At 51.8% G+C, this 23,756-nt stretch carries 19 protein-coding genes and 1 tRNA gene; 3 read left to right on the forward strand and 17 right to left on the reverse strand.

Annotated elements, in window-relative coordinates; all coding sequences use genetic code 11:
* Positions 1–2: 2 nt before the first annotated feature.
* Together HOL66_12740 and HOL66_12745 are read left to right on the forward strand one after the other, a co-directional pair.
* A tRNA-Val gene (locus HOL66_12740) sits at positions 3–77 on the forward strand.
* A gap of 501 nt (positions 78–578) precedes the next feature.
* Positions 579–2,891: an ABC transporter substrate-binding protein gene (locus tag HOL66_12745; protein MBT5245099.1), complete on the forward strand. Its 2,313-nt coding sequence runs from the start codon at positions 579–581 to the stop codon at positions 2,889–2,891.
* A 219-nt stretch (positions 2,892–3,110) separates the two neighbouring features.
* Here the strand turns inward: HOL66_12745 and HOL66_12750 are convergent, their stop codons facing one another.
* Positions 3,111–4,697, reverse strand: coding sequence for a trypsin-like peptidase domain-containing protein (locus HOL66_12750; protein MBT5245100.1), 1,587 nt, complete (start codon positions 4,695–4,697; stop codon positions 3,111–3,113).
* 463 nt (positions 4,698–5,160) lie between these two features.
* On the opposite strand from HOL66_12750, the gene HOL66_12755 reads away from it, so the two are divergent.
* A complete protein-coding gene (locus HOL66_12755) occupies positions 5,161–5,658 on the forward strand; it encodes a hypothetical protein (GenBank protein MBT5245101.1) in 498 nt (165 codons plus the stop codon).
* Between the two features lie 6 nt (positions 5,659–5,664).
* Here HOL66_12755 and HOL66_12760 read toward each other — a convergent pair whose 3' ends face one another.
* The 16 genes from HOL66_12760 to HOL66_12835 form a co-directional block, all read right to left on the reverse strand.
* Positions 5,665–6,288: an SCO family protein gene (locus HOL66_12760; protein MBT5245102.1), complete on the reverse strand. Its 624-nt coding sequence runs from the start codon at positions 6,286–6,288 to the stop codon at positions 5,665–5,667.
* Positions 6,289–6,332: 44 nt separating this feature from the next.
* Positions 6,333–7,742, reverse strand: a complete 1,410-nt coding sequence (gene hemG, locus HOL66_12765) for a protoporphyrinogen oxidase (GenBank protein ID MBT5245103.1) — start codon at positions 7,740–7,742, stop codon at positions 6,333–6,335.
* Complete coding sequence (locus HOL66_12770; protein ID MBT5245104.1) at positions 7,739–9,052, reverse strand: radical SAM protein; 1,314 nt, start codon at positions 9,050–9,052, stop codon at positions 7,739–7,741. Before HOL66_12770 ends, hemG begins: the two co-directional genes overlap by 4 nt.
* Positions 9,053–9,056: 4 nt before the next feature.
* Positions 9,057–10,736, reverse strand: coding sequence for a universal stress protein (locus HOL66_12775; protein ID MBT5245105.1), 1,680 nt, complete (start codon positions 10,734–10,736; stop codon positions 9,057–9,059).
* Between the two features lie 18 nt (positions 10,737–10,754).
* Entirely contained in the window at positions 10,755–11,273 is a 519-nt protein-coding gene (locus HOL66_12780; protein MBT5245106.1) for a nuclear transport factor 2 family protein, read from the reverse strand.
* Positions 11,270–11,479, reverse strand: a complete 210-nt coding sequence (locus tag HOL66_12785; protein ID MBT5245107.1) for a hypothetical protein — start codon at positions 11,477–11,479, stop codon at positions 11,270–11,272. Before HOL66_12785 ends, HOL66_12780 begins: the two co-directional genes overlap by 4 nt.
* Before the next feature lie 3 nt (positions 11,480–11,482).
* Complete coding sequence (locus HOL66_12790; GenBank protein MBT5245108.1) at positions 11,483–13,024, reverse strand: c-type cytochrome; 1,542 nt, start codon at positions 13,022–13,024, stop codon at positions 11,483–11,485.
* Complete coding sequence (locus tag HOL66_12795; protein ID MBT5245109.1) at positions 13,021–13,788, reverse strand: cytochrome c; 768 nt, start codon at positions 13,786–13,788, stop codon at positions 13,021–13,023. The genes HOL66_12790 and HOL66_12795 overlap by 4 nt, the downstream gene beginning before the upstream one ends.
* Positions 13,789–13,800: 12 nt before the next feature.
* Positions 13,801–14,613, reverse strand: a complete 813-nt coding sequence (locus HOL66_12800; protein MBT5245110.1) for a hypothetical protein — start codon at positions 14,611–14,613, stop codon at positions 13,801–13,803.
* 4 nt (positions 14,614–14,617) lie between these two features.
* Positions 14,618–16,441 carry a hypothetical protein gene (locus HOL66_12805; protein MBT5245111.1) on the reverse strand — a complete coding sequence of 608 codons (1,824 nt, stop codon included), beginning with the start codon at positions 16,439–16,441 and terminating at the stop codon, positions 14,618–14,620.
* Between the two features lie 461 nt (positions 16,442–16,902).
* The gene (locus HOL66_12810; GenBank protein ID MBT5245112.1) at positions 16,903–17,274 is read right to left on the reverse strand and encodes a cytochrome c; all 372 of its coding nucleotides are present in this window, start codon (positions 17,272–17,274) and stop codon (positions 16,903–16,905) included.
* A gap of 13 nt (positions 17,275–17,287) precedes the next feature.
* Complete coding sequence (locus HOL66_12815; protein MBT5245113.1) at positions 17,288–17,959, reverse strand: cytochrome c; 672 nt, start codon at positions 17,957–17,959, stop codon at positions 17,288–17,290.
* A 13-nt stretch (positions 17,960–17,972) separates the two neighbouring features.
* A complete protein-coding gene (locus HOL66_12820; protein ID MBT5245114.1) occupies positions 17,973–19,616 on the reverse strand; it encodes a c-type cytochrome in 1,644 nt (547 codons plus the stop codon).
* Between the two features lie 36 nt (positions 19,617–19,652).
* Positions 19,653–20,615 (reverse strand): cytochrome c, encoded by a 963-nt coding sequence (locus HOL66_12825; protein MBT5245115.1) that lies wholly within the window; start codon positions 20,613–20,615, stop codon positions 19,653–19,655.
* 4 nt (positions 20,616–20,619) lie between these two features.
* The gene (locus tag HOL66_12830) at positions 20,620–21,606 is read right to left on the reverse strand and encodes a c-type cytochrome (protein MBT5245116.1); all 987 of its coding nucleotides are present in this window, start codon (positions 21,604–21,606) and stop codon (positions 20,620–20,622) included.
* Positions 21,603–23,750: a hypothetical protein gene (locus HOL66_12835; GenBank protein MBT5245117.1), complete on the reverse strand. Its 2,148-nt coding sequence runs from the start codon at positions 23,748–23,750 to the stop codon at positions 21,603–21,605. The genes HOL66_12830 and HOL66_12835 overlap by 4 nt, the downstream gene beginning before the upstream one ends.
* Between the last annotated feature and the right edge of the window lie 6 nt (positions 23,751–23,756).

Consider the following 23,756-nt stretch of genomic DNA (forward strand, 5'->3'; position numbering starts at 1 on the left):
AAGGGCGCGTAGCTCAGCGGGAGAGCACTGCATTGACATTGCAGGGGTCACTGGTTCAATCCCAGTCGTGCCCACCATAAAAACCCCAGGCCTAAAGCCTGGGGTTTTTATGTTGGATCAGCACGACGTTATCAAAAAATGCCAACCGCAAAGCGGCTTGGTGCGTGCCCACCATAAAAACCCCAGGCCTAAAGCCTGGGGTTTTTTTGGTGGATCAGCTTGGGCGTTATCAAATGAATGCCTGCCGCAAAGCGGCTTGGTGCGTGCCCACCATCGAAACCCCTAGGGAAACCTGGGGATTTCGTCATTTCTGGTTTTGTTATTTGGGGTCCATTTTAGGGCCAAGTGCCAAACTTCATCTCACTTTGCTCTCTGTTTTTGGCAGACGGAGAAGCGATAAGCGTGCTAAATTTACTTTGATCATGTCTGCTTTACGCCCTGAAATTGGGCATAATCTGAGGGTGGCTGGAACTTCTGCTTTTAGCCAATAAGAGACATCAAGAAAATCTTGAAATAAACTCAACCATAACCATGTGTTCCAAAGGGTCTTATATTTTATTTAAATTTGGTTTTTAAAAATGAACATGTCTGGGGGCAACATAGCTCGGAGGACTTTTGGCAAACTGGCAATCATCGTTGCCGTTTTAACATTGGTCGTTGTGTTCTCGCCTGCTCCGGCGGCTGCATTGGAAAAAGTCACCTTGCAACTGCGCTGGGATCACCAGTTTGGGTTCGCCGGTTACTACGCGGCCAAGTGGCAGGGTTATTATAAAAAGGCCGGTCTGGACGTTAATATTGTGTCCGCATTCGAGCCCGATGGAAAGTTTCATAAAGCCACGCGGGAGGTCGCCCAAGGTCGTGCCGATTTTAGCGTCGGCGGCGTTGATATCTTACAAGCCTGGGACAATGGAGCTCCACTCGTCGTGGTGTCATCCATATATCAGCAGAGCCCAGTTGCCTTTTACGCCAAAGCAGGGACAAAACTTAATAGCCCCGCTGACCTAACTAAGCTCCGTATTGGAACTCTTGGCCCCGATGGGATTGCAAACGTTGAATTACGAGCAATGTTGCGGGCAGAAAACATCGATCCTACCTTGGTCAAAACAACCCGTTTTAAAGAAAAGTATGGGCTTCTTGATCTTGCAAAGGGAAATATCGATGTCGCCTCGGGTTATACTATTTCGGCGGGCTGGTTGGCAAAAGAACTGGGACTGGAATTAATTCGCCTACGTGCTTCAACCTATGGGGTCGATTTTTACGGCAGCGCGATTTTTTCAAATCAAAATTTTGTCGAGAATAATCCTCAAGTGGTAGAAAAATTTGTCTCCGCCAGTCTAAATGGTTGGTCATATGCCCTAACGCATGGGGAAGAGATCGCCGACCGTATTTCACAAGAGTTCAAGCGCAAAATACTGCTAAAAGACAAGAAGGGATTCAACCGTTTCCAGATTGAGCCTGTAACGGAGTTGACACTTTTCCCAATTGTAGAACTTGGTCACACCAATCCGGAACGCTGGCGTCGCATGCATGCCGCTCTAAAAGACAGTGGCTTAATAAAGGGAAATTTCGACGCCAAAAAATTAATTTTTGACCCTGAAATGCGCGAACGTGAAAGTCGTGTGCAGTTTAATAAAAATTTTATTTTGATCCTCATCGTCGGCGTTGTTGTCGGTATATTTGTTTGGATTTGGACTTTACAGAGAAGTCTTGCCCAGCGTCGTTATGCAGAGAACGAACTGAAAATTATGCATGACGGACTAGAACTACTGGTTAAGGAACGCACCGCAGACTTATCCGAAAGTGAGGCAAATCTAACTGAAGCCCAAAGGATTGCCAACTTTGGAAGTTGGAAAATAAATATTAATACGGGGGAAGCTTTCTGGTCCGACCAACGCTATCGCATATTCGGTTTCGAGCCCGGTGAGATTGAACCGTCCCTTGAAAATTTTAAGAAATCCCTTCATCCGGATGATCGCGTCAGGGTGATTTCGGAAATGATGGATGCCTTTAAAACAGAAGAAACCCTCGATACAGAATGTCGCATTATTCGACCAAATGGCGAAGAACGCATCATTCATATAATCGGTGAAACCAGCAGTGGGGGTGATCCGGACAACCAATTGATGTCGGGAACCGTTCTCGATATTACCGAGCGTAAGATTGTCGATAATGAACTCCTCAGTGCCAAGGAAGAGGCTGAAGCCGCCAACCGGGCCAAGTCCGAATTCCTCGCCAACATGAGCCACGAGTTGCGTACGCCCCTGAACGCGGTTATTGGTTTTTCAGACACGATGAAGGAGGGAATATTCGGCCCCCTCAACGAAAAGTATATGGAATACGCTAAAGATATTAATAGTTCCGGCGTACACTTACTCCAACTCGTCAATGATATCCTCGACCTTGCAAAGCTGGAAAACCAAACGACAGAATTGCATAATGAAGAAGTCACACCGAAAGAAATTATTGGTGAGATAATCCCGTTTCTCAGCGGAATGATGAGCGCCCGGCGTATTGAATTCGTTGACCTGTGCGATGGTCACGAAAATGTCGTGTTATTGGCCGACAGGACCAGATTGAAGCAGGTTCTGCTAAATCTTTTCACCAATGCGATCAAATATAATAACGAAGGTGGCAAGGTTTTTCTAAGCTGCGAAGGGTTAGCCAATGGAATGAACAGGATTATGATCGAAGACACCGGTTTGGGTATCCCTTTGTCTTCACAGTCACATCTGTTTGAAGCGTTCAATCGTTTGGGTTATGACGACTCCAATATCAAGGGAACTGGCATCGGCCTGACTATCTCAAAGCACTTAATGGAGCTTATGGGTGGGCAGATCGGTTTTGAAAGTAAAGAAGGCAAGGGAAGCAAATTCTGGATTGAGATTCCATGAGATGCTTTTGATGAACTCTGATGCCCGCTATGGGTCAAAAACAGAAATTAATAACACCCCACAATAATGTCTGCTCTACCCCCTCAAAGCGACATTAAATTCCGGAAACTGGATTTTCCGATTTTACTTCTGCTTACCGTAGAAAAGCGGACATAATCAGGTGGTGGAAATTGAGATCATATCAGAGCGAGAAAAGGCATCGAAATGAATAGCCCCGTACTAATTGCCCGGGCTGTCTGGAAGAAGTTTTAATTCTCTCAGTAACTTCCGAACTTTTGAGGCCGGCACACCCATGTTTGCTCCCCCGTATTCAGGTATGATGGCGGCATTAACGGCAACCACCGCTCCATCGGTGTCAAGCACCGGTCCCCCGCTGCCGCCGCTTGTGGTTTCGGCATCATAGACGATTGCCGTTTCCGACGCCTTGCCAACAATTCCCCGACTGACAAGGGGTACAATTAGGCTTTTCTCGGCAAGCTTTGCGGCCACGCTCCAGAATCCCATATCACCTGATTTTTGAAGCTCCTCGATAAAGGATTCGCCTGATTGGGCCAACATCAGTCGTAGGCCGGTGGGATATCCCATAACCAATATTTCGTCACCGGGTATAGGTGGGTCGGTAGCCAGTGGCAGGAATTTTTCCGGTCCGTCCCCATTTATGAAGCGCAGGACCGCCAGGTCCGCGTTCTCACTGGCCTGAACAAGTTCAACATTTCCCGCAACAGGAGATCCGGACACGTAAAAGATAAATTTCATCATCTCTGGCTTCAGCCCCTGATTTGCAAGTGTCTCGGTACCGGCATCGTTCTCCCATGGCAAAGCCACGTGCCGGTTCGTAATAAGCACCCCCTTTTTACTGACGACGAAGCCGGTTCCAGTAAACTTTCGTTCTATGACAGGCCCATTACCTTCAAGCCTTACCAGCGGTTTCCCCTGAGGTGAGACTAAAAGCTGGCCTTCCTCATTGACGACATGGCGGAGTATTCGTCCACTGGATGTCTCCCGAAAGCCATAAGCGCCTTGCAGAAAAACAATTGCAGATAGTGATTCCGTGACCACGCGGGCGCTGGACTCCGAACGACGTTCCAAGGTTTTTAAGCGATCGGCATGGGAGCTTATGCGATTTTTGATGTCTTTTCGGAGGTCATTCAAATCGTTGGGCGTTAACGCTTCGCTGCGGGCCCGGGCCAAGGCACGAGAGACGTTATCAAGCCGGGATGCACTCTGTTCCAAACGTTGTTGCAGCAGAACGTTCAGGCGGCTTTGTTGGTAAGTGACAATAACAAGCCCGGAAATTGCGACAATGACGCCCAGGCGAAAAAGCAGGGTGGTCTCACTCATCAGACGCCTCACCAAGCCGCCAAATGCAATCAAGAGCCGTTGAATTAGGGGTCGGCGACTTGTGCGCAGATAGGCTAATCCGTCGCTTAGTATGTCGCTGATCGATTTCTTGGGCGGCTTGTCTCTTTGATAGAGCCGAAAGCGGGACAGCGGCCCAGCGTCACCGAATTCGATCATGTCCCCATGCTTGAGCATTTGGCTGGTGACGGGCTTCTTGTTTACCCGAACGATCCCCTCCTCAAGTGCTTCAATTTCATAACTGCCTTCGATACCGTGCAGGCGCGCGATGGTACCGTCTCGCGTTTCACCTTGAGGTGGTTCACCCACACGGACGATTCTGCCTGGACTTAGGGAAACATCCAAGGTGGAACCTTTTAGCCAACTGACCGTACTTTTGGATGGGCCTGTCTGATGCACCAGGGAGGCCACGCTATCTTGCTCACGTTTGCTCGGCAATTTGTTCATTGTACTGCCATCTAACCGAAGGGCGGTTTTATTGAGCACTATTCTAGAACAAGTTAAAAGGATGGCAATCGTTCAGGAAAGATTCTTGATGTCGACTTTTGGTCAGAAGCAGAAGTAATCAGCACACCAAATTTACGTCTGCTATACCCCCTCAAAGTGGACATTAATCTCGAGAAATCTGATTTTGCTTTTTTGACTTCTGCTTTCCGTAGAAAAACGGACATTATCGGGTGGTGGAAATTAAGTCCGTTATTAGCCAATAGGAGACATTGGCGTTAGTTAAAATTGACGATGGAATGCTAAATTGGAACGGGGCAAAATGTGATAATTCAAGTCACGGCTATCTCCAAATTCAATGGGCGACTTTCTGAGATTTCCGCTTATTCTATTCATTCCATCCCTATCGAGCATCCTGACAAACAAGCGCATAGAGAAATGCGTTAACCAAGGCTATTCTTCCTAAATGCTTGATGCCCTTACTCACAGGCCGTTGATGGCCATTATTCTGGTCGCCTTTCTTCTCTGGATCGGGGTGCGGGCCGTAAGACCCAGAACCATTCGCTACCGGCAGCTCTATATTTTGCCGAGTGTCTTTCTGGCCATCTCGGCGAACCAGATGTTCCTTACTTACGCCGTTGAAATATGGGGCTTTTTGGCATGGGTCGCGACGACAATACTGGCCTGCGGGGTTAGTTGGCGAATGTCTGAAAAAACATCAATCCACATTGACAGGAGTGCCGGGACCATTGAACTGCCCGGGACCTGGGTGACACTTTCCCTGATACTGCTTTTTATTGGCGCCCGCCTGTATTTCGGTCGGCAGCTTTATGTCTCCCCTGATTTACGGGTCGATCCGGACTTCATTGCCCAGATACTCGCCATGACAGGTCTGGTCAGCGGTTACTACCTGGGCCGGTCAGGCTCCTTCCTGATCCGCTATTTTCGAGCGACACCGCGCTGAGGGCGGTTATTTATCAAGTATTTTGTGAATTTTCCGGGCTATGTCTTCGCTACCGACCCCAAACGGGAAATAGCTTATAAACCGGCCATCGGGCCCCATCAGATATGTTGCCGCGGAGTGATTGATCAGGTACTGGTTTTTTTCCGGCTCTTCAGCCTGGTCATCCGAGTTGCCAATGGAAGGGGGCAGGAATACTTTGAAAAAAGTCGCACCGTAATCGTCGGCAAGACTGATAATCTTATCCTTTTCGCCCGTTAGTCCGACCATGCGGGGATGGAAGTTGCTGACATACCCAGCCAGTTCCTGAACCGTATCACGCTCCGGGTCGACGCTTATGAAGACCGGTTGAATTGACCGGCCTTCCTCGCCCAATAAATCCAGCGCGTCGCCAATAACCTGCATGGTTGTCGGGCAAACGTCCGGGCAATAGGTGTAGCCGAAAAACAGCAACAGATACTTACCCAGAAAATCCCGGTCAGTGACAGTTCGACCCGTATGATCGACAAGGCTGAACGGGCCCCCGTACTGACCATAACGGGCAAGCTTGTCGTCATCATCAGCGCCATATGCCGCGTCAGACGTTGCTATAACCAACAGAAAGGAGAACAGGATAAGGTACGTTTTCTTCATTGTTCGGGATTATGGGAACACGGCCACGTAATAAGCAAATGATTTCAGGATGCAATAGCTGCTTCGGCATCAGAAGACCCGTCAGTGTCTTCTGGATATTTCTTACCAGCCAAAAATCCATCGATTCTGGCACAGGTTTCAATGGACTGTTTTACACAGGTCGCGATAGCCGGTCCGGTGAAATAATTGCCCGTCACAAACAGGCCGGGATGGCGTTGTTCGGCTTCATGGATGCGTTTCAAGCGTCGCCCATGGCCGGTTGTCAATTGCGGCAGGCCCTGCGACCATTGGCGAACCCGCGACACGACAGGCTCGCCTGTTGCCCCCAGCAGATCGCCAAATTCTTCCCGGGCCAGCGCCGTTATATCCTGCGTACTCATTAAAGCCATATCGGGAGCCCGCGCCCCACCAACATAACCAGAAAGCGCTACATGCCCGACGGGGGCGCGATTTGTGAACATGCTTGAAGGGAACAAGGCACCACTCAAGGGGCGTTTTTCACCTGCCGGGGCAAGAAAGCCCAGACCGTCAAGCGGGTGGTCGACCTGATTGCGCCTGTAGCCCAGGAAGGCAACGGCAATGGGCGGTGCAGCAATTTCAGAAATCGCCTGTGCCGCCGATGCATCCATTGCTTCCAACAATGACGCAGAGACATGTGGTTGCGTGGCGATAATGACGGCACGGGCCGACACGGCGCCGGATTTAGCCGTGGAAATTTTGAAACCTTTAGCGATGCGCGTCAAAGAAGTGACCACAACACCGGTCCGGATCGTACTTCCAAGCTGGTTTGCCAATGCTGTTGGCAATGTGCCGATGCCGTCTGTCCAGGAAAACAGCCTGCGACCTGGCATTCTTCCGTTTCTGAATCGCTTGCTAAGAACGGCCCTGGAAATTGAGCCATATTGACGCTCCATTTCAACGATGGTTGGGAACACGGCGTTAACTGAAAGGTTTTCAGCCTTTCCCGCATAGAGCCCGGCAACCAACGGATCAATAACCTTGTCAGTGAATTCACGGCCAAAGCGGCGACCCCAGAATTCGGCAATCGTTTCCTCCCCGTCTGATTTGCGCCTGGGAATGATCATTTCAGACATCAGGCGTAACCGTGCAAGCGGTGACAGATATCCCGACATGAGGAACCCCAGGGGATGGGTCGAAATCCCCTGTAAGCGTCCGCCACCGACCAGGTATCGTGATTTAACTTGCGTATCCAGTTCTGTGCGCAAGCTTTCAAGGCCAAGATCGCGAGATAACCCGACCGCCTCCATGGCCTGGGCATTGACCGAACTGGGCCCGTGTTCCATCAGAAAACCACCGAACTTTTCTGACTGTGCGTTGCCGCCGGGCCTGATCTGGCGTTCCAGCACAACGACTTTATAACCCTGAGCGGTCAACGCGTATGCGGCGCTCAGGCCGGAAACACCGCCGCCGATAATGGCAACATCGAAAGTCATTGCTTGACCCCCAGTCGCTTTAAAAGTGACCCTGCGGGGCTGTCGGATGCAAAGGATGGCGGCTTTCCACGGCCTTTGAATTTTTTTCGGGCCAATGCACCCATGACCTCTGCCGTCACTTCATTTCCGCCCTGATCGCGCACGAAGCTTTCCGCCCTCACCCGCACGAAACGACGCACGAACGAAGGAATTCTCCCCAACCATTCTTCCGCGCCCGGCGTCCATGTCATGGTGCTTTCTTCTACCCCAAGAGGCTCGATAATAGCGCCACCCTGAGGCTCGTACCCGCACAGGAAGTCCTCGCCCATCATGTTGCCGTCGCGGGCCAGAGGGCGGGCCCGGCAACCACCACACAATTTACTGTATTCGCAAGCCCCGCAACGTCCTTGTAGGGTGGGGCTGCGAAGCTGCTGAAATACCGGAGCATCTCGCCACAGCTCTGAGAATGAAGTTTCGCGTACATTACCGACAGAATTTTCCATGTAGGGACAGGGTGTCACCTCGCCCGTTGGGGTGACTCTGGCATAACGGGTACCGGCCAGGCAGCCGCCGGCTTCGTATCCGTGTGCCGTCGTTACTGGCCAGGATGGGTCAAGCTCAAGGGCCATGCGTTTGAAATGCGGTGCGCACTTGGCGCGTACGATCATACCGGTTTCATCACGCGCCGCTTCGGTGACCTGGGCCAATACCCTTTCATAAGTCTCAAGCGATATGTTGGTGACCTTCTCGCCGCGCCCGGTGCAGACCAGGAAAAAAACGTTGAAAACGAAGGCCCCGGATTCCCGTGCAAAGGCGATCATGTCATCCAGCTCATCGGCATTGTCGTTGGTTACTGAAAAATGAATTTGAAACCGCAGATCATTGTTGCGACAGGCATCAATACCGGCCATGGCTTTTTCCCATGCTCCGGGCTGGCCGCGAAAGTCGTCATGATAAGCCGGATCAAGGGAATCGATGCTGATGCCAATACCCTGCACACCGGCTTCCTTCAGGGCCTTGGCCCGTGCGTCATTTAGCATGGTGCCATTGGAACCGACGACAACCATCAAACCATGATCGCTGGCATGAGTCGCCAATTCACCAAGGTCTCGACGCATCATCGGTTCGCCACCGGTCAGAACGATCATGGTTTCATCACTCATGGCGGCGATGTTATCGATCACGAATTTTACTTCATCCGTGTTCAATTCTGAGCCATCGCCGTTTTGACGGGTCCCGGCATCAAGATAGCAATGGGCGCACTCAAGATTGCACCGCTGGGTCAGATTAAGGGCGACCAGAAAAGGTTCCTTGGGGTCGGAAACCACCAACGGGCTAGTCCTCCGCGTCCGCTGTTTTTGTGTGGCCGCCATCCAACATTGCCTGGTGCATGGCCTTGCGGGCTTCCTCAAGCCCGGCCTCGACGATTTCAAGGGTAATGTCGCTCGCCCCACGCGCCCGTGCCACTTCCTCGATACGGGCCTTGGTCTTTTCACGCATACCGTCGGGAACCCGTGAAATACGCGCCAATGAAGCTGCCGCCCAGGTGAACTCGTCTGTTTTTGCGGCCGTCTTGTCCAGGAACGCCTGAACATGTTCGACACCGATTTCAGACGCACCTTCACGCCGGGCTTTCTTTTCTGCCCTAAGCATAATCCCGGCGGCAATATCGTTATCCCCGGTTGCATCGACCAGCGCCATGGCCTCAGGGGCCCATTTCAAGGCCTCCTCTCCGGTTTCCTTGGCCCGGTGTGCCGGACAACCTTTAGGCATCAACTGTTGGCTAACAACATCGACGATGTCCCGGGTAATAAAGGTGTGACCATGTTCCTGGGCGTGGCGGATGACCGCCTTGCGCGCCATTCCACGGGCGAATTCAGGGGCCCGGCCTAACAAGTCCTCGGCCTCGTTACTCCATGAAATCGTTTCCTCTGCAATGACCTCAAAGGGTGGCCGGTGCGAGGTCTGGCCAAGCCAGACATGGCAAGGAGCGGTGCGAAGCAAATTTTCAGCATTGCCGCCAATATCCAGATCATCATCGACATGAACACCGGTCTTGCCGATAACCAAAAGGCTTGCGTTTACGTCGATCAAATAATCCAGGATCGCTTTGAAAACTTTGCCGTCAAGCAGCTTGGTCGTCAGTTCGACGCCTTCATCGGCGGCGGTTCGTTGAGCAATTTCAAGGTGCGACTGATAGATCTTGGCGATACCGTCATCGATCAGTTCTTCATGCAGCTGTTCCTGTTCCTTGAAACGGAAGACCTTTCCGGCTTCGTCGCTAAGAACACCGGCAATCTTGTTAAAGGCGACATAGTGATAATAAGGGTCATAAGCGGCGACGGCGTGAACTTCGACCCCAAGACGCCGACCGATATCCAGTGCCGTCATCAAGGCACCATTGGAAAGTTCCGATCCATCAATACCGACGACAATCGGGCCATCGCCAATCGAACGGTTGGAATCCTTTATGACCAATGTGTCGATGGGGCTGCGTCTTACCACCCTTTCACAAACAGTGCCGATCAGGCTGCCCGGTACAGCGCCCAGGCCAAGCGCCCCCAGAGTCAGCACATCGTAATTTCCACTGCTGGCGGCCTCGACAATACGAGCGTAGTTCTTGCCTTCGGGGCTTAGACGATGAAATGGCAATTCAGCTTTTTCGCAAGCCTCTGCCGCGACGTCATGGTAGCTGTCGGATATGATGTTCAGGCCGCGCGTGATCAGGCTGTCATGAACATCGCGCTGATACATCATTTCCTCTTCTTCCAGATAACGTTCCGGCAATCCGCCTTCCATCTGCTTGAAGCGCCGGTCGTGCAACATGGCGGCGTAAGCATGGATTCCGGTAATTTCACCATCGGCAGATTTGGCAAGACGTACGGATTCTTCAAGCGCCCGGTCAGAGTATTCCGATGCATCCAGGGCGACCAGAACACGGCCCAGCTTGGCGGCACCACCTGTAACTTCAACTTCATCTGAAGCAACTTTTTGGGACTGGTTTTGTGGCGTCATGTGGGTTTCCTTTTTTTACTAGAACAGCGGGTGACTGTCGTCTTTGGCTTCTTTCAATGTCGCCCCCATGTGAGAGGCGCCACCAACCATCTTCCATTGTCCATCAATTCTCGTCAGCCAGTGGTTGAGCATGATCCAGCGATCAACAGCCAGAAAATCGCCACCCTTTTTCTCAATCCCCATCAAAGCGCCTGTGCAATTGAGAATGGCGTCGCCACCGGTGACATGGATGTTTGAAAAGGCGTGAATGGAATAAAGATCATCGTAGGCATTAAAGATTTCAAGCCACATGAAGCGCAGCTGCCGCTTGGTGATGCCCTGGTGCAGGTAATCATCCGCGTAAAGCGCCATGATGCGGTCAATGTCTTCGGCCTTAAGCGCCGCTTCCACTTCATCATAAAAAGCCCGGAATTCCTGCATGGCTTCATAATTTGCGACAATCTGATCTTCTTCCGGCAACTGAATGTCGGCCCGCGCCGGGGTTGCTGCGAGCACGAAGGCCGCCAGCAGAACCATCAAGAAATTTGATTTTCTCATACTTTTTTTCCTCCATCAGATTGGCGGCGAGACGCACCCATGGCGGCGCCGAGCGCAAACAACACTATTCCAGTCATAAAAATTCCCGCATGAAACGGATTAACTTCCATTGATCCGCGCCACGACAACATCATGTCGAGGGAACCGAGAATGATCAGGATAACTCCAAATATTTTTGTTACGACGCCTTTTGGGTTTGTTGCCATGGCTTAGACCTCTTGATCCTTTGCAGCACTTTTGGCCCACCAGACCAAGCCACCAAAAATTATACCGGCGACGATTAACGCCAATATGTATGGTTTGGCGCTATCCGCAGGTTTAAGCAGCAACCAATACCACGTGGTGCGCGTATGCTTGGTTCCGGTCTCAGAGTTGGAGCCATCCCAGTTTGCAAAGGCGATGGGAATGAAGCGCCCTTCAACAAGTTGCAAGTCGCTTTCGGCGTTGGAAGTGCTCAACGGTCGTTTCATAACCACCCGCCATGTTCCATCCTTGTAGGCGCTGCTGGCCACCAGGCCGATGTTGGCGGCATCTCTTTCTTCGATATTTTCAGAACCGGTAGCATTTGCGGCACTGACTGATTGGGGTGTTTCGGAAGTACCGCTGCGCCAGGTCAGTAAATTGACCGGGTTATTTGTGTCACCATTGATGAAGTACGGTTTCTGCGTGCCTTCCGGTATGGTCACCGGCAATTGCACGGAAATCATGTCTTCAAAGGGTACCTTATCGGCGATCTTGTCGATGTCGGGATCGCCCGGAATACTTCTGGTGCGATCATCCCACTCCAGCATCATCGCCAGTTCCGTTTCGTTATAAAAAGCGCTGAGCGTGATGGTGTCATTGGAATAGGTGAACACCCGTTCTTTTTCAAAAATTTGCGGCACCATCATGAAAGTGGTCAGTTCCGCCGTGTCCCAGGCCGGATCGTTTGGATCGGACGGCACATCACCTTCGATACGGTTGGCCTTGACCACGGTGTTTTCAGCCGCCACGACCTTGTCGGTCTTGGCCAGCGACTGGACATAGTTGGCGACATTCCAGCGGTCCTCGACAGAAAGTTTAACCTTGCTCTTGGGGTTGGCGAAGGACGGCATCTGGGTGCCGGGAATCCCGGTCGAGACACGGGTGAAAATGTCCTTAGGATCGTTAGAACCCCGGAAAGTCCATGGCTTGGTCAGGTTGCGCGGCCACGTGCGCTCGCCGTTATCGCCTTTCAACTTCTTGATGCCATCGCCCTTACCGTCCTGGCCATGGCATTCTGAGCAGCGATCGCCTTCATGGAACAATTCCTTTCCCTTGGCGATGCTGGCTTCCGACGTCGCCACCTGGGTGCCGTAGTCGACGCTCACACCGGGCTCTTCTTCCAGTTCAGCGAAGGCCTTGATATAGGCGACCAAATCCCAGCGGTCCTGCTCATCCTTCAGGATATCCTTCCACCCCGGCATGTCGGTTCCCGGCATACCGTCGGAGATCATGCGGAAGAGATCGGCGTCGTTGGGGAAGTCCTCGTCGAAGGGGGTCGTGATGATCTTGTAAAGACCACCGGTGAAGTCACGCGGTGGCGGCACCAGCAAATCCCCGGCAGGTCCGTCGCCCTCGCCTTCTTCGCCGTGGCACCAGACACAACGCTTCATGTAAATCTTTTCGCCATTTTCAACATCGCCAGGGGCCGCCACTGACGGGCCACCGGTGATGGTTCCGGCAATCAAGGCTACAAAGGCAAGCCCTTTGAATAATTTAAAAGTCATCATTCGTGCCCCCATGATCTGGGCTCGTAGCCGGTGTAGTCATAGAGGAACAAAATGACCTTCCAAATCTCTTCTTCTGTCAGGAAATCCTCCCAGACGGGCATGGCCGACAGCCAGGGCGTCGCTTCTTTTGGCAGGCCGGGACCACCTGTGGAAATACGCCAGAACAGATAAGCTTCCTGCAATTGGGCGATGGTGCCAATGTCCTGGAAATTAAGTGGCACAGGGTTCAACCCCTGCGCATAGGGCCCCTTACCATCGAGCTTGTCGCCATGACAGTATTGGCAGTTCTTGATGTAGACGGCGCCACCTTCCATGACCAACTCTGCGAACTTTTCCGGATCTTCCTTTTCAAACTTGCGATACGGGTTTTCCAGGGTCAGAAGGTTGTAGCGTTTGCCAAAGACCTTGACCGCCGCAGGCGGGGCCGGGTGAATAGTGCGCAATTCCAGTGGCGCTTCAAAACTGGGCTTCATTTGCTGATAGGTAAACCAGCCGAAGAACAGCGGCACCACCACGAATACGACATTACGAAGCATTTTTTTGGACGGGTCTTCAACCAGCGCCTTTATCGGGCCGACGATTTCCTCGGTGCTTTCCTCATTGAAGGTAAACACCATGTAAGTGCCGGCGACGACGAAGAACATATACATGTTAAGCAGGCTGGACGGAATGACCTGTTCCAGAATGACATCAAAGACCAGAACGAATCCGCCGTAAACGCCGACAAGGACGAGAATGGCTTGCAGTAGTCGGGGTATTTTCACCGCATTCTCCTCCTATTTCAGTCCACTTAGGTATTCGGTCAGGCGTTCGATTTCGACGGCGAACATCACGTCCCCCAGATCATCAGGCATGATGTCTTCTTCAAAACCTTCGGCAATTTCAGCATTGGGATAAAGGATTGCCCGGCGCAGGTATTCCCGATCACGCGTCGCCCCTATCTTGCTCAAATCGGGGCCAAGATCGCCTTCATCCTCGCCGATGATGTGACACGTACCGCAGCCGAATTCGGCGGCAATTTCAATGGGGTCTTCCAAAGGCTCGCGCTCTTCAACTTCCGCCTCTTCTTCTTCCGCGTCGCCCGCGTCGGTTGGGATCTCGACGGTGACTTCGGCGCCGCCGGAATCCTGAAGGAAGGCGACAACAGCCAGAAGCTCGGCCTCTAACAAACCGATAGATCCCCCTGAAACATCAGGCATGGGGCTAATCGTGTCACCACTGCCGGCCTTGCCAAACCCGGCGACCACGTAAGCGGAAGGCTTGATCATGGATTCTATTATGTATCCGGCCAGATCATTCGCCTCGCCCTCGTACCTGGCATCGGCCAGTCGTTCTTTAGTATTAGGAATGATTTGCTCAAGCATGGGAGCGCGTCCCAGTTCGTTATGGCACAGTTTGCATGTGCCCTTGCCGTTCAGAACCCTGTCCCCCAGTGCAATAAACTGATCCATGGTCATGGCACCGAGATCAATTTTTTCCTGCACGGGCGGAGGCGCCGGTTCAATGCGTGGAATGCCGAAGTTGGAAAACCCGGCGAAACCGGCAATGGTTAAAAGAGAAAACCCGATAACTGCAAGGAATTGTTTCATCTTTCTATTCCTTCCAGAACCCGGCAGCATCGGTCTTCTGACCGCTGATTTGGGCAAGCCAGAAGACGAAGATAACCATCGCCATGAACATGATCGTTGCCACCGATATGACATTCGTCGCGTAACCGAGCGAAGGCGTGAAGGCGTCGGGTGAATTGTCACGGAAAACATCAACAACGTGCCAGTGCTGGCGAATGCCTGATCTGATGTAGCCCATCAGGCCCATTAGCCAGGTGAAGGATACGGCCAACAGGAACAAGGCGTACTGGGAGCGTGGTGGCACGCGGCCCCAGCGCTGCGGCGCCACCTCCCTGGCGTTCTTGTAAATCATTGAATCGATCACCGTCGAGATCACAATAACAGCCAGTGTCGTCAACACCTGCGGGATTGACGCTGCCACCTTGTAGACGGTGTTGGTGAAATAGCCGTGATAGATGCCAAGAAAGAAGATGTTGGCGAATGCCATGGTAAACAAGGCGATTTGGGCGGCGTTGCCGGCCTTGATCCAATCGACCGTCGCGATCTTGTTGGCCCGTCTGTAATAAAGGAAGCTCAGATAGGTCAAAAGGATCATCAGGTTCACGGCGGTGTTCTTGGCCGGCATGATGCCAAGCGGCCCCAGGTATTTGTGATAAGGCCCGCCAAGAGCTTTCAGTTCCTCGTTGCTTAGCACCAGTGTGTGCGGTGTAAACCAGACCAGGAAGGCGGCGACGATGAAGAAACCCAGATACTTCATGTATTTGTAATAACGCACGCCACCTTCACTGCGCCCCAGACCACACCAGAGATAGTAGTTGGCCGACAGGAACAAGGTGCCGATCAGCACCGCCTGAATGATAAACAACCAGGCGAAGATGCCACCCATCAGGGTGATGCCCATTTGCTGACTGTAAGCGTAGATTTCCGCCACCAGATAGTATCCGGCGAAGGGCAGCGGCAGTAGGCCTGCGATGGCCACGAAGTTGGCGTTGTAGCCCATCCAGTCGTAATGGGCCTTTTCTTCAGGCGTGCGGGCGCTAAGAAACTTGTATGCCGCGTAAGCGCCAATGATCGAACCGCCGTAAGCGATGTTGGCGACAAAGCGGTGCAGGTTGATCGGGTTCCACAGGAAGTTATGCATGGCGTCCCAGACCTGTCCGTTGAAGACGCCGGCGGCATCTACCGCTTCGGGACTCATCATGAAGGTCAGCCACGAATTAGCCAGCAGCATCAAAACCGTACCGACAGCATTGAGCAGAAGCCCGATGGTCAGATGCACCCATTTCCTGAACGGGCCTTGCAACCAGTGCCAGCCATAATAATAAATATACAGGCACGCGCTTTCAGCGAAGAAAATCAGCGCGTAATAGATCATCGTCTCTTTAAAGATAGAGGTCATATAGGCCATGACATGGGGGTAGAAGACCAGCAATCCCATGGTCAAAAGGCCGCCGACGATAGCGGTCAGGGAATAAGCCGTCAGGCTGACCTTGATAAATTCGTAAGCCATATTGTCGTAGCGTTTGTCCCGGGTCTTCATGCCAATGGCTTCGATGATGAAAACAAATATGGGAACGGCCAAAACGAAAGCGGCAAACCAGAGGTGCAACTGGGCCGCGATCCAGACAAAAATGCGGCCGTTAAACCCTAAGAAACTGGGATAATCCTTTTCAGTGGTTTGCGGGGCTGGCTGATAGGGTGAAACGTCAAGAGCGGCGTCTGCTGCTACTTCTTCAGCGGCAAAAGCCAAACCGGCATCCAGTCCGGATGAAACAATCGGAACAATGAACAAGCCCAGCAAAAGCGCCAGCAGCACTCCGGTTATTTTGCTTGGAATTCTCGGCTTCATTTTCATGTTCCCGTTTAGCCGTGAAAGAACAGAGTGAGCCCTTGCGCGCTCATCAGAGCGTAATCAAGGGCGAAGAACAAAACGCCGAACGCGACGGCAGCAACGACAAAAGCTACGAAAGAGTTGGTCACGGTCTTCCTCTCTTATTCAAAGGCGTCGGTTAGACGGCCCTGTCACAGGAACCAGATAAAAAATGCCAGGCAACCACACGCAACAACGCTGAATAATGCCGGGCCTGCCCATGGGTATTTGTTTTCTGGCTCTTCGTTCATATCCATTTCCGTTCAGCAATCCGCGACATTGTGTTTCTTGGTGTTGACCCGGCCTTCGTTCACCCGTAGTTTTTGTTTCATGGACACAGATAAAAAATCAAAATTCGCGAACGGCTTTATCTTCTTTGGTATGGCCATCAATGCCGTCTTTATCGTACTGATCCTGATTTATTACGTATTCTGATCCTGCTATCCCTGTTTTCCCTTGCACTGACACAGATCACGCAGCTTCTTGACCAAACCGTCAATGTCGGCGTCGCTCAGTGTCTTTCCCCAAGGCGGCATCATTTCTGATTTAGAGGCGATAGGCCCGCCCTCGCGAATAACATTGCGAAGGTCGGCGTCAGTAAGTTTGTCCATTTCGGTAGCGTTGTTAAAAGCTCGTGGCGTGACCGGGAAATCCTCGGTCACGTTAATTCCTTTGCCGTCCCCCTCTGCGCCATGGCATTGGGCACAATAGAACTGGAAGACTTTTTCGGTGTCTTCTGCGAAGGCATTGCCCGTCCCAACCGTAGCGGTCATGACAAGAGCCAATGCGAAGATGATGCTTTTGGTTTTCATCGGTCTGTTGTCCTTATTTCTTCGGCTTGAAACTGGCGATATGGCGAGAGACATTTTTCATGTCCTTGTCACTGAGGATGCCGACGAAATTCGGCATGTCTTTGACAGGTTTGAATACTGTCGGGTTTTTCAAATAGGCGAGTATCCAGTCCGGATTCAGGCGCACCCCGGCTTCAACCAGGGATGGGCCGCTCAGGCCGCCCTTAACCCCCTTTTTCTTGTCCGGATACTGATGACAGCCCGAACACGGCATCTTCTTGGTGAAGATTAATTTCCCTTTGGGGTTTTTCTTAGGCTTGACTGATCCCGCCTCGATATCCGCCGAGGTAAGGCTCATCAGAAAATCCTTAACCGATGCAGCGTCCCCGCCTGCCAGCTTGGGGTGATCACCGGGGTTTTTGTCGGTTAGTGAATTATAAGCCATCAGGCGTATCGGTTGAGGATCGGCTAGCCAGCCACCGAGCCAATCAGCATTGAACTTTGATCCCGCGTACCACAATTCAGGCCCTTTCTTGGCAAGCACATCATCGATGGTTTTTTCCTTGGCCGGACCATCGGTGTAATGGCAGTCAGTACACTTGTTGGCTTCAAATGTGGCCTTGCCAGCAGCGGCATCGGCAAAGGCATCGCCTGCCGAAAGGCCCGCCAGGGCCAGTCCTGTCATTATTGAAATGACTGTTTTCATGTTCCTATTCTCCTCATGTCGTCTCGGATTCTGGTTCCGCCTCAACTCTTCTCACCATCCACACCAGCAAGACGCCAGATATGATGAAACCAAGGGCGCTAAAGATGTAGACACTCATCGGAATACCGGCATCGATGAAAACGTAGTGCCATGTTGAGAGGCTCATGATGATGCCGTGTTCGCCGTTGGATCCATCCCAGGCATTCAGGGACATGGGGATGAACTGTCCGGCTTCAAATTGAACATCGTTCTTGTCGCTTGTCTTGCGCGGGCGTTTCATGACCATGGTCCACTGTCCCTGATCCCAATTGGCTTTCGAGACAATTTGCTGCTGGTCTTCCTTTTGAATTTTCGGATTTTGACGCCAGCCCCGGGCATTGGCATCGACGGCGCCATTTCCACCCTGCTCTGCGCTGTCCGCATTCCACATCCACAAATTCACCTGATTGGATGAATCCCCGCGGAAGAAATGGGGCTTTTTGGTTCCCGATGGCGGTTTTACAGGAAACTGCAGGGCAATTGAGTCCCGGAAAGTATTCAGGTCGCGAGCGATCATATTGTTGGCAGCAACATAAGAACTATAAGTGCCGACCTTTTGAATTTCGGCGACGTTCAACTCCTTCGCCGGATCATGTTTGATATCCTTAAAAGGATCATCCCAAGTCAGCTTGAAGGCAATTTCAGTGTCATTGACCATGGCCTGAATCGTCGCCATTTCGATGCTGGGGTTCTGCCAGCGAGGCGGGGAAACGACCTGCCCGGCTAAGCGCATGTCCATTGGCTGGGCATTGTTCCAGGCCTGATCCGACGGATCGACTGGTAATTCACCAGTGGTTTGAAATGCTTCTAGAACCTGATGCTTCGTCAAATCGTGTTGCATGGATTTGATGAAATTGGCCAGCGCCCAGCGATCTTCTTCCGGCAATGTCTTGACGAACGACGGCATGGGCGTGCCGTTGATACCTGAAGTAAAGCGCATGAATATTTGTTCGACTTCGCTTCCCCCCTTGATCTTCCATGGATGGGTGACATTGCGAATACGGATCGGGAAGCCCCAGTCATCCTTGCGGAATTCCTTGTTGCCATCGCCGCGGCCGGTTTTACCATGACAACTCCAGCACTTGGCCCGCTCAAAAATTTCCTTGCCCCTGGCAACAAGTTCAGGGCTGAAAGGCGGCATATTGGCCGGCAATGAAACAGTTTTACCGGTCTTAACAGGATCAAGATCGGGCTCATCAAATTCCATGGCAAAAGTTTTAATATAAGATATGACCTCCCAGCGTTCTTCTTCGGACAATCCGTTCTTGATCAGATCGCCGTCAAATGCCTGCATGGCCGTGCCGGGAAGGCCGCGACTGACGGTGCGGAACAGATCATTATCGGTCGGCAATTCACCGGAAGTTGTCGTGCGGAATTTGTATGTACCGAGGGTAAAGTCGCGGGGCCGCGGATCCAGATAATCCGCTGCCGGTCCACCACCATCACCAAGCAATCCGTGACAGAAACTGCACCGCCTGATGTAGGTTTGGCGGCCTTTTTCGACAAATTCTTCCGTTGCCTCCGGCATTGGTCCGCTGGGAACTGTGCCAGCCATCGCCTTAATGGGAGCCAGAAAGACAAGCAATGTCAGGGCTGCGCCGAAGATTCCGAAAGTCATGTTTGTTATCCTGTTCATGTTATCGGTCCCCACGGCTCAATGTTTTTCAGGAATACGGGGCGTTTTTTCCGCCAAATCGTATTCCGCCATGATGATCAACCAACGCTCTTCTTCGGTTAAGCTGACTTTCCATACGGGCATCGCTGAATCCCAGGGGGTCGCTTCCAGCGGCAATCCGGGGCCGCCATTTTCCACACGCCAGAATGTATAACCTTCGACAATTGTTTCGATGGTTCCGTTGTCCGTAAAGTTAATCGGTCGCAATTTAAAACCATCGGCCATGGGGCCGTCACCGGCCACGCTGTCACCGTGACAGGGCCTGCAATTCATGGCGTACAGGGCGCGCCCTTCATATAACCGCACTTCAAGCAAAGCGGCATGTGCCGTTTCAGCATCAACGTTTCCGGATTCCAACGCCTCCCGGAACTTTTTGATTGCCGGGGTATTAATAGCGAGTAACGGATCTTCCTCACCGGTCTCATCCATCCAGATTTCAAAATCGGGCAGGACCTGTTCGATAAACTGGATTTCACCGGTCTTGGCCTGTTCGATGAATGCCGCGACCTGATCTTCGGTCGGATTGGCCATGGGGTTTTGCAGATCTTCCATCTTCTTGGGAAAGTTGGAAGATGGATGCTGAATGCGCAGGGCAACGGGGGCTGCAATCTTGGGAACAACATTATCATAGACGTACCAGCCAACCGCAGCGGAAACGAGAACAATACCGACAGCCCGAACCGGTTTTGTAAATTCACCCCGCAGGAAGCGTTTAATGGGGCGAAGAAAATCGTTCAAAGGCCCATCGTCAAATGTGACCAGCAAGAACATGGCGATCAACGTCAACACCATATAGATGAAGATCAGCGCACCCGGCACCGGCAGTGGGAAAGGTAATCCGGTGACTTCTCTGGCAACGGCAGGGATACCAAACTTAACGATCAGGTAAATGACGACGACTGAAAGAATGACCGTCCAGAAGCTGTTGAGTCTAGATTTCATCGTATCATTCCCCATCCTTCTTTTTGGCTTTCTGCATAATCATGAAGGCTTGCAGGTCCTGGAAATCCTTGACTGTCATCGCTTCGTTCAAGTCCTCAGGCATAACTGATGCGTTCTCGTCAACGGCCATTGACTTGATGTCCGTCTTGGCGATTTCTTCTTCTTCACCATTTTTCTTTATGATGGTGACCAGTGAGGCATCCTCGGCGGATTTCACACCGATAATCTTCGTGCCGTCCTTGGTTTCAACAGTGTAAGTCTCGAAACCCGGTGTGATTTTTTTGGCGGGGCTCAAGATGCTCTCGGCAATAAACTTGATCCCCTTATCGCCAATAGTGGACAGGTCTGGCCCAACCATAGCTTCGCCCTCAAGGGAATGGCATTCTTCGCAATTGTCTTCCCAGACAACGGCCCCGTTGCCGGGATCGCCACCACCCGCAGCCTGAGCGGCCTGAATCTTGGAATAGAATTTCGTGGAAATTTCAGATGGCGCACTGTTGATCGCTTCCATATCCAGATCACCGCCCTGAACCATCAGGTAAGCGACAATGGCTTTGATCTCGTTCAGGTTGAGGGAAATGGGCGGTGCGTAAACGACAGCCATTTCATTCTTGTATCCGCTAACGACGTAAGCACCCGGCTCAGCCATACTCTCGATCACATAATCAATGGCGGTAAAAGCATTTCCGGTTTTCTCAGAGCGCTCCTTGGCCCGTTCGGCGGCTCGTGCGCCCATCGGCAACGGGAACTTTTCACCAAATTGCCCGTGATTTGGGCCACGTACAGCACTACCTTGCCCGCCCAGGCTATGACATGTGTAACAACGGCCCTTACCCCAATAAAGCGCCTCGCCACCTTCCGGGCTCATATCTACAGCCCCTGTTGGTTCCTTGGCGCCCCCGGAAAGATCAGTAATCGCGTATCCGATCCAGTTGTAGAGAAGAATAGTAATCACCAGAAAGCCGAATACTTTGTAGATTGGTTTGTTCATTCTGCTTCCCCCTCGTTTTCACTGGAGGATGGCTCGCTGTTCACCTTGTTGACCAAATTGCCAAGCCAGAACATAAAGGCACAACCGACAAGGAATAACAGCACAGCGCCGCCGACCTGCTGGGTCATCACGAAATTGGTCGGTGTACCTGCCCAGTCGGAGGTATCACGCATAATTCCGAAAATGTGCCAGTCACCACGCAGACCGGATCGTATAAAGCCCATCAGCCCCATGTTCATGGTGATGACAATGGTCAGCAACAAAAGGGCATACTGGGAACGGGTGGTCATCTTGCCCCACTTCAGGGTTCCCACTTCTTTTGAACCTTTCCACAAGAACATGTCGATGGCGGTCACCAGGATCAAACAACTGATCAATTGCAGGAATTGCGATACCGCGACGTTGCGCAATACAGGAGACGCTTTCTCCATAACGACAAAGCCCCAGACGCCTAGGAAAATGGCAACATTGAAAGCGGTTACCGAAAGGTAGATGCCCTGCGCCAATTTGCCGTGATCGTTTAACGCCAGCACCACACACACGGCCGCCGTTGCACATTCAAAGATCAGCAACCAGCCCATGACGCGCATGTAATAGGCACGGTCGGCAGGCAGGTCTAGTGCCGCCGGGTCCATCGTCATCATCGTTAGCGCATATTGACCGACCAGCAAAATGGCAGCGATACCCGCTCCGATAATCACCAGCTTGGCGGTCTTTCCCTGTTCGCGGATTGATACGGGATCAACCTTGTTGCCACGCCTGTAGAGCAGGAAACTGAAGAAGGTCGACAGAATAATCAGGTTGACGACGGCGTTCTTCGCAGGCATCAGGCCCAGGAATTTCAGCATCGGGTGGTACTGGCTTCCGCCCATTTCCCCAACTTCCAGCGCGGACAGCGGAAGGTTATGGGGGGTTAACCAGATCGCAAAGGACAGGATCAACGCAAACAGGATGAACTTGATAAATTTATAATAACGCTCGGCTCCCGGAATGCGGGTCATGCCGCTCCACAGATAATAATTGGAAATCAGGAACAATGATCCGACGAGCATCGCCTGAATAATGAATGTCCACGAAAAGTCACCGCCCATCATATTGTTACCCATGACGGCGCTGGTCGAATAGACCTCGCGGCCAAGATAATAGCCGGCAAACGGGAGCGGAATCAGGGCCGCCACAGCAACCATGTTGGACACATATCCCATCCAGTCGTAATGGGCTTTGTCTTCAATGGTTTTGGAACCGATAAATTTGACGGCGGCATATGAGCCTGCGACCAAACCGCCGAAGGCCAGATTGCCAAGCATACGATGGATGGCAATGGGGGTGGCCAGAATATTTTCAAACGCCTGCCAGGTGGTGCCGGTAATTTCGAGTGCCGCGTTTACACCGACCGGGCTCATCATGAATCCGGCCATTGAGTTGGCGAGCATCATGATCATGGTGCCTGCAACATTCAGCATGATGCCGATGGAAATGTGCGTCGTCTTCAGATTTTTTGTCATGAAGAAACAGGCGGCGACAGGTACAAGGTAGAATACGATGATAAAGACACGCGTATCCGTGCGCATACCGCCTTCGGGATCAAAGACGCCAAAAGTGAAAGCGATGGTAAGCAGGATGGATACAGCGCCCAGCGCTTTCAAAATCAACTGCAACGGGCGGCCGAATTCCCGGCCCCCTTTCATTGCCTTCCATCCGTAGTAGTAGAGATAGAGGAAGAACGTTTCAAAGAAGAACAACAAGGCATACATGAACATGATGTCTTTGAAGACACCCGCCATGAAACCCCAGAAAGTTGGATAAAGGGTGACCATCGCAAAGGCCATTAATCCCCCAAGGGCCGCAGTCGTAGCGTAAGCAACGCTTAAAAGAGACGTAAATTCATAAGCAAGTTTGTCATATTTATCGTCTTTTGAACGCCAACCGACGATTTCGATAACCAGGGCGAACATGGGCACGCCGAGCACAAAAGCACCGAAGTAAAGATGCATTTGCGCCAGGAACCAGACAAGACGCCTTGAATCTAGCCCCAAGAATTGCCTGTAAACATTTCCTTCCTGGGCAAAAGCCTGAGAGGCAAAAAGAACAAGGGCCAAAAGGGCTAAAACAGCAACACCCGGCTTTGTAAGGCGATTAAACACCTGTTT

The organism is Rhodospirillaceae bacterium (genome assembly GCA_018662005.1).
Lineage (GTDB): Bacteria > Pseudomonadota > Alphaproteobacteria > Rhodospirillales > JABHCV01 > JACNJU01.

Excerpts from the sequence above, each read along its gene's own strand:
- HOL66_12745 (MBT5245099.1), top strand. The coding sequence starts at position 579 with ATGAACATGTCTGGGGGCAACATAGCTCGGAGGACTTTTGGCAAACTG.
- HOL66_12750 (MBT5245100.1), bottom strand. The coding sequence starts at position 4,697 with ATGAACAAATTGCCGAGCAAACGTGAGCAAGATAGCGTGGCCTCCCTG.
- HOL66_12755 (MBT5245101.1), top strand. The coding sequence starts at position 5,161 with ATGCTTGATGCCCTTACTCACAGGCCGTTGATGGCCATTATTCTGGTC.
- HOL66_12760 (MBT5245102.1), bottom strand. The coding sequence starts at position 6,288 with ATGAAGAAAACGTACCTTATCCTGTTCTCCTTTCTGTTGGTTATAGCA.
- hemG (MBT5245103.1), bottom strand. The coding sequence starts at position 7,742 with ATGACTTTCGATGTTGCCATTATCGGCGGCGGTGTTTCCGGCCTGAGC.
- HOL66_12775 (MBT5245105.1), bottom strand. The coding sequence starts at position 10,736 with ATGACGCCACAAAACCAGTCCCAAAAAGTTGCTTCAGATGAAGTTGAA.
- HOL66_12780 (MBT5245106.1), bottom strand. The coding sequence starts at position 11,273 with ATGAGAAAATCAAATTTCTTGATGGTTCTGCTGGCGGCCTTCGTGCTC.
- HOL66_12785 (MBT5245107.1), bottom strand. The coding sequence starts at position 11,479 with ATGGCAACAAACCCAAAAGGCGTCGTAACAAAAATATTTGGAGTTATC.
- HOL66_12790 (MBT5245108.1), bottom strand. The coding sequence starts at position 13,024 with ATGATGACTTTTAAATTATTCAAAGGGCTTGCCTTTGTAGCCTTGATT.
- HOL66_12800 (MBT5245110.1), bottom strand. The coding sequence starts at position 14,613 with ATGAAACAATTCCTTGCAGTTATCGGGTTTTCTCTTTTAACCATTGCC.
- HOL66_12805 (MBT5245111.1), bottom strand. The coding sequence starts at position 16,441 with ATGAAGCCGAGAATTCCAAGCAAAATAACCGGAGTGCTGCTGGCGCTT.
- HOL66_12810 (MBT5245112.1), bottom strand. The coding sequence starts at position 17,274 with ATGAAAACCAAAAGCATCATCTTCGCATTGGCTCTTGTCATGACCGCT.
- HOL66_12815 (MBT5245113.1), bottom strand. The coding sequence starts at position 17,959 with ATGAAAACAGTCATTTCAATAATGACAGGACTGGCCCTGGCGGGCCTT.
- HOL66_12820 (MBT5245114.1), bottom strand. The coding sequence starts at position 19,616 with ATGACTTTCGGAATCTTCGGCGCAGCCCTGACATTGCTTGTCTTTCTG.
- HOL66_12825 (MBT5245115.1), bottom strand. The coding sequence starts at position 20,615 with ATGAAATCTAGACTCAACAGCTTCTGGACGGTCATTCTTTCAGTCGTC.
- HOL66_12830 (MBT5245116.1), bottom strand. The coding sequence starts at position 21,606 with ATGAACAAACCAATCTACAAAGTATTCGGCTTTCTGGTGATTACTATT.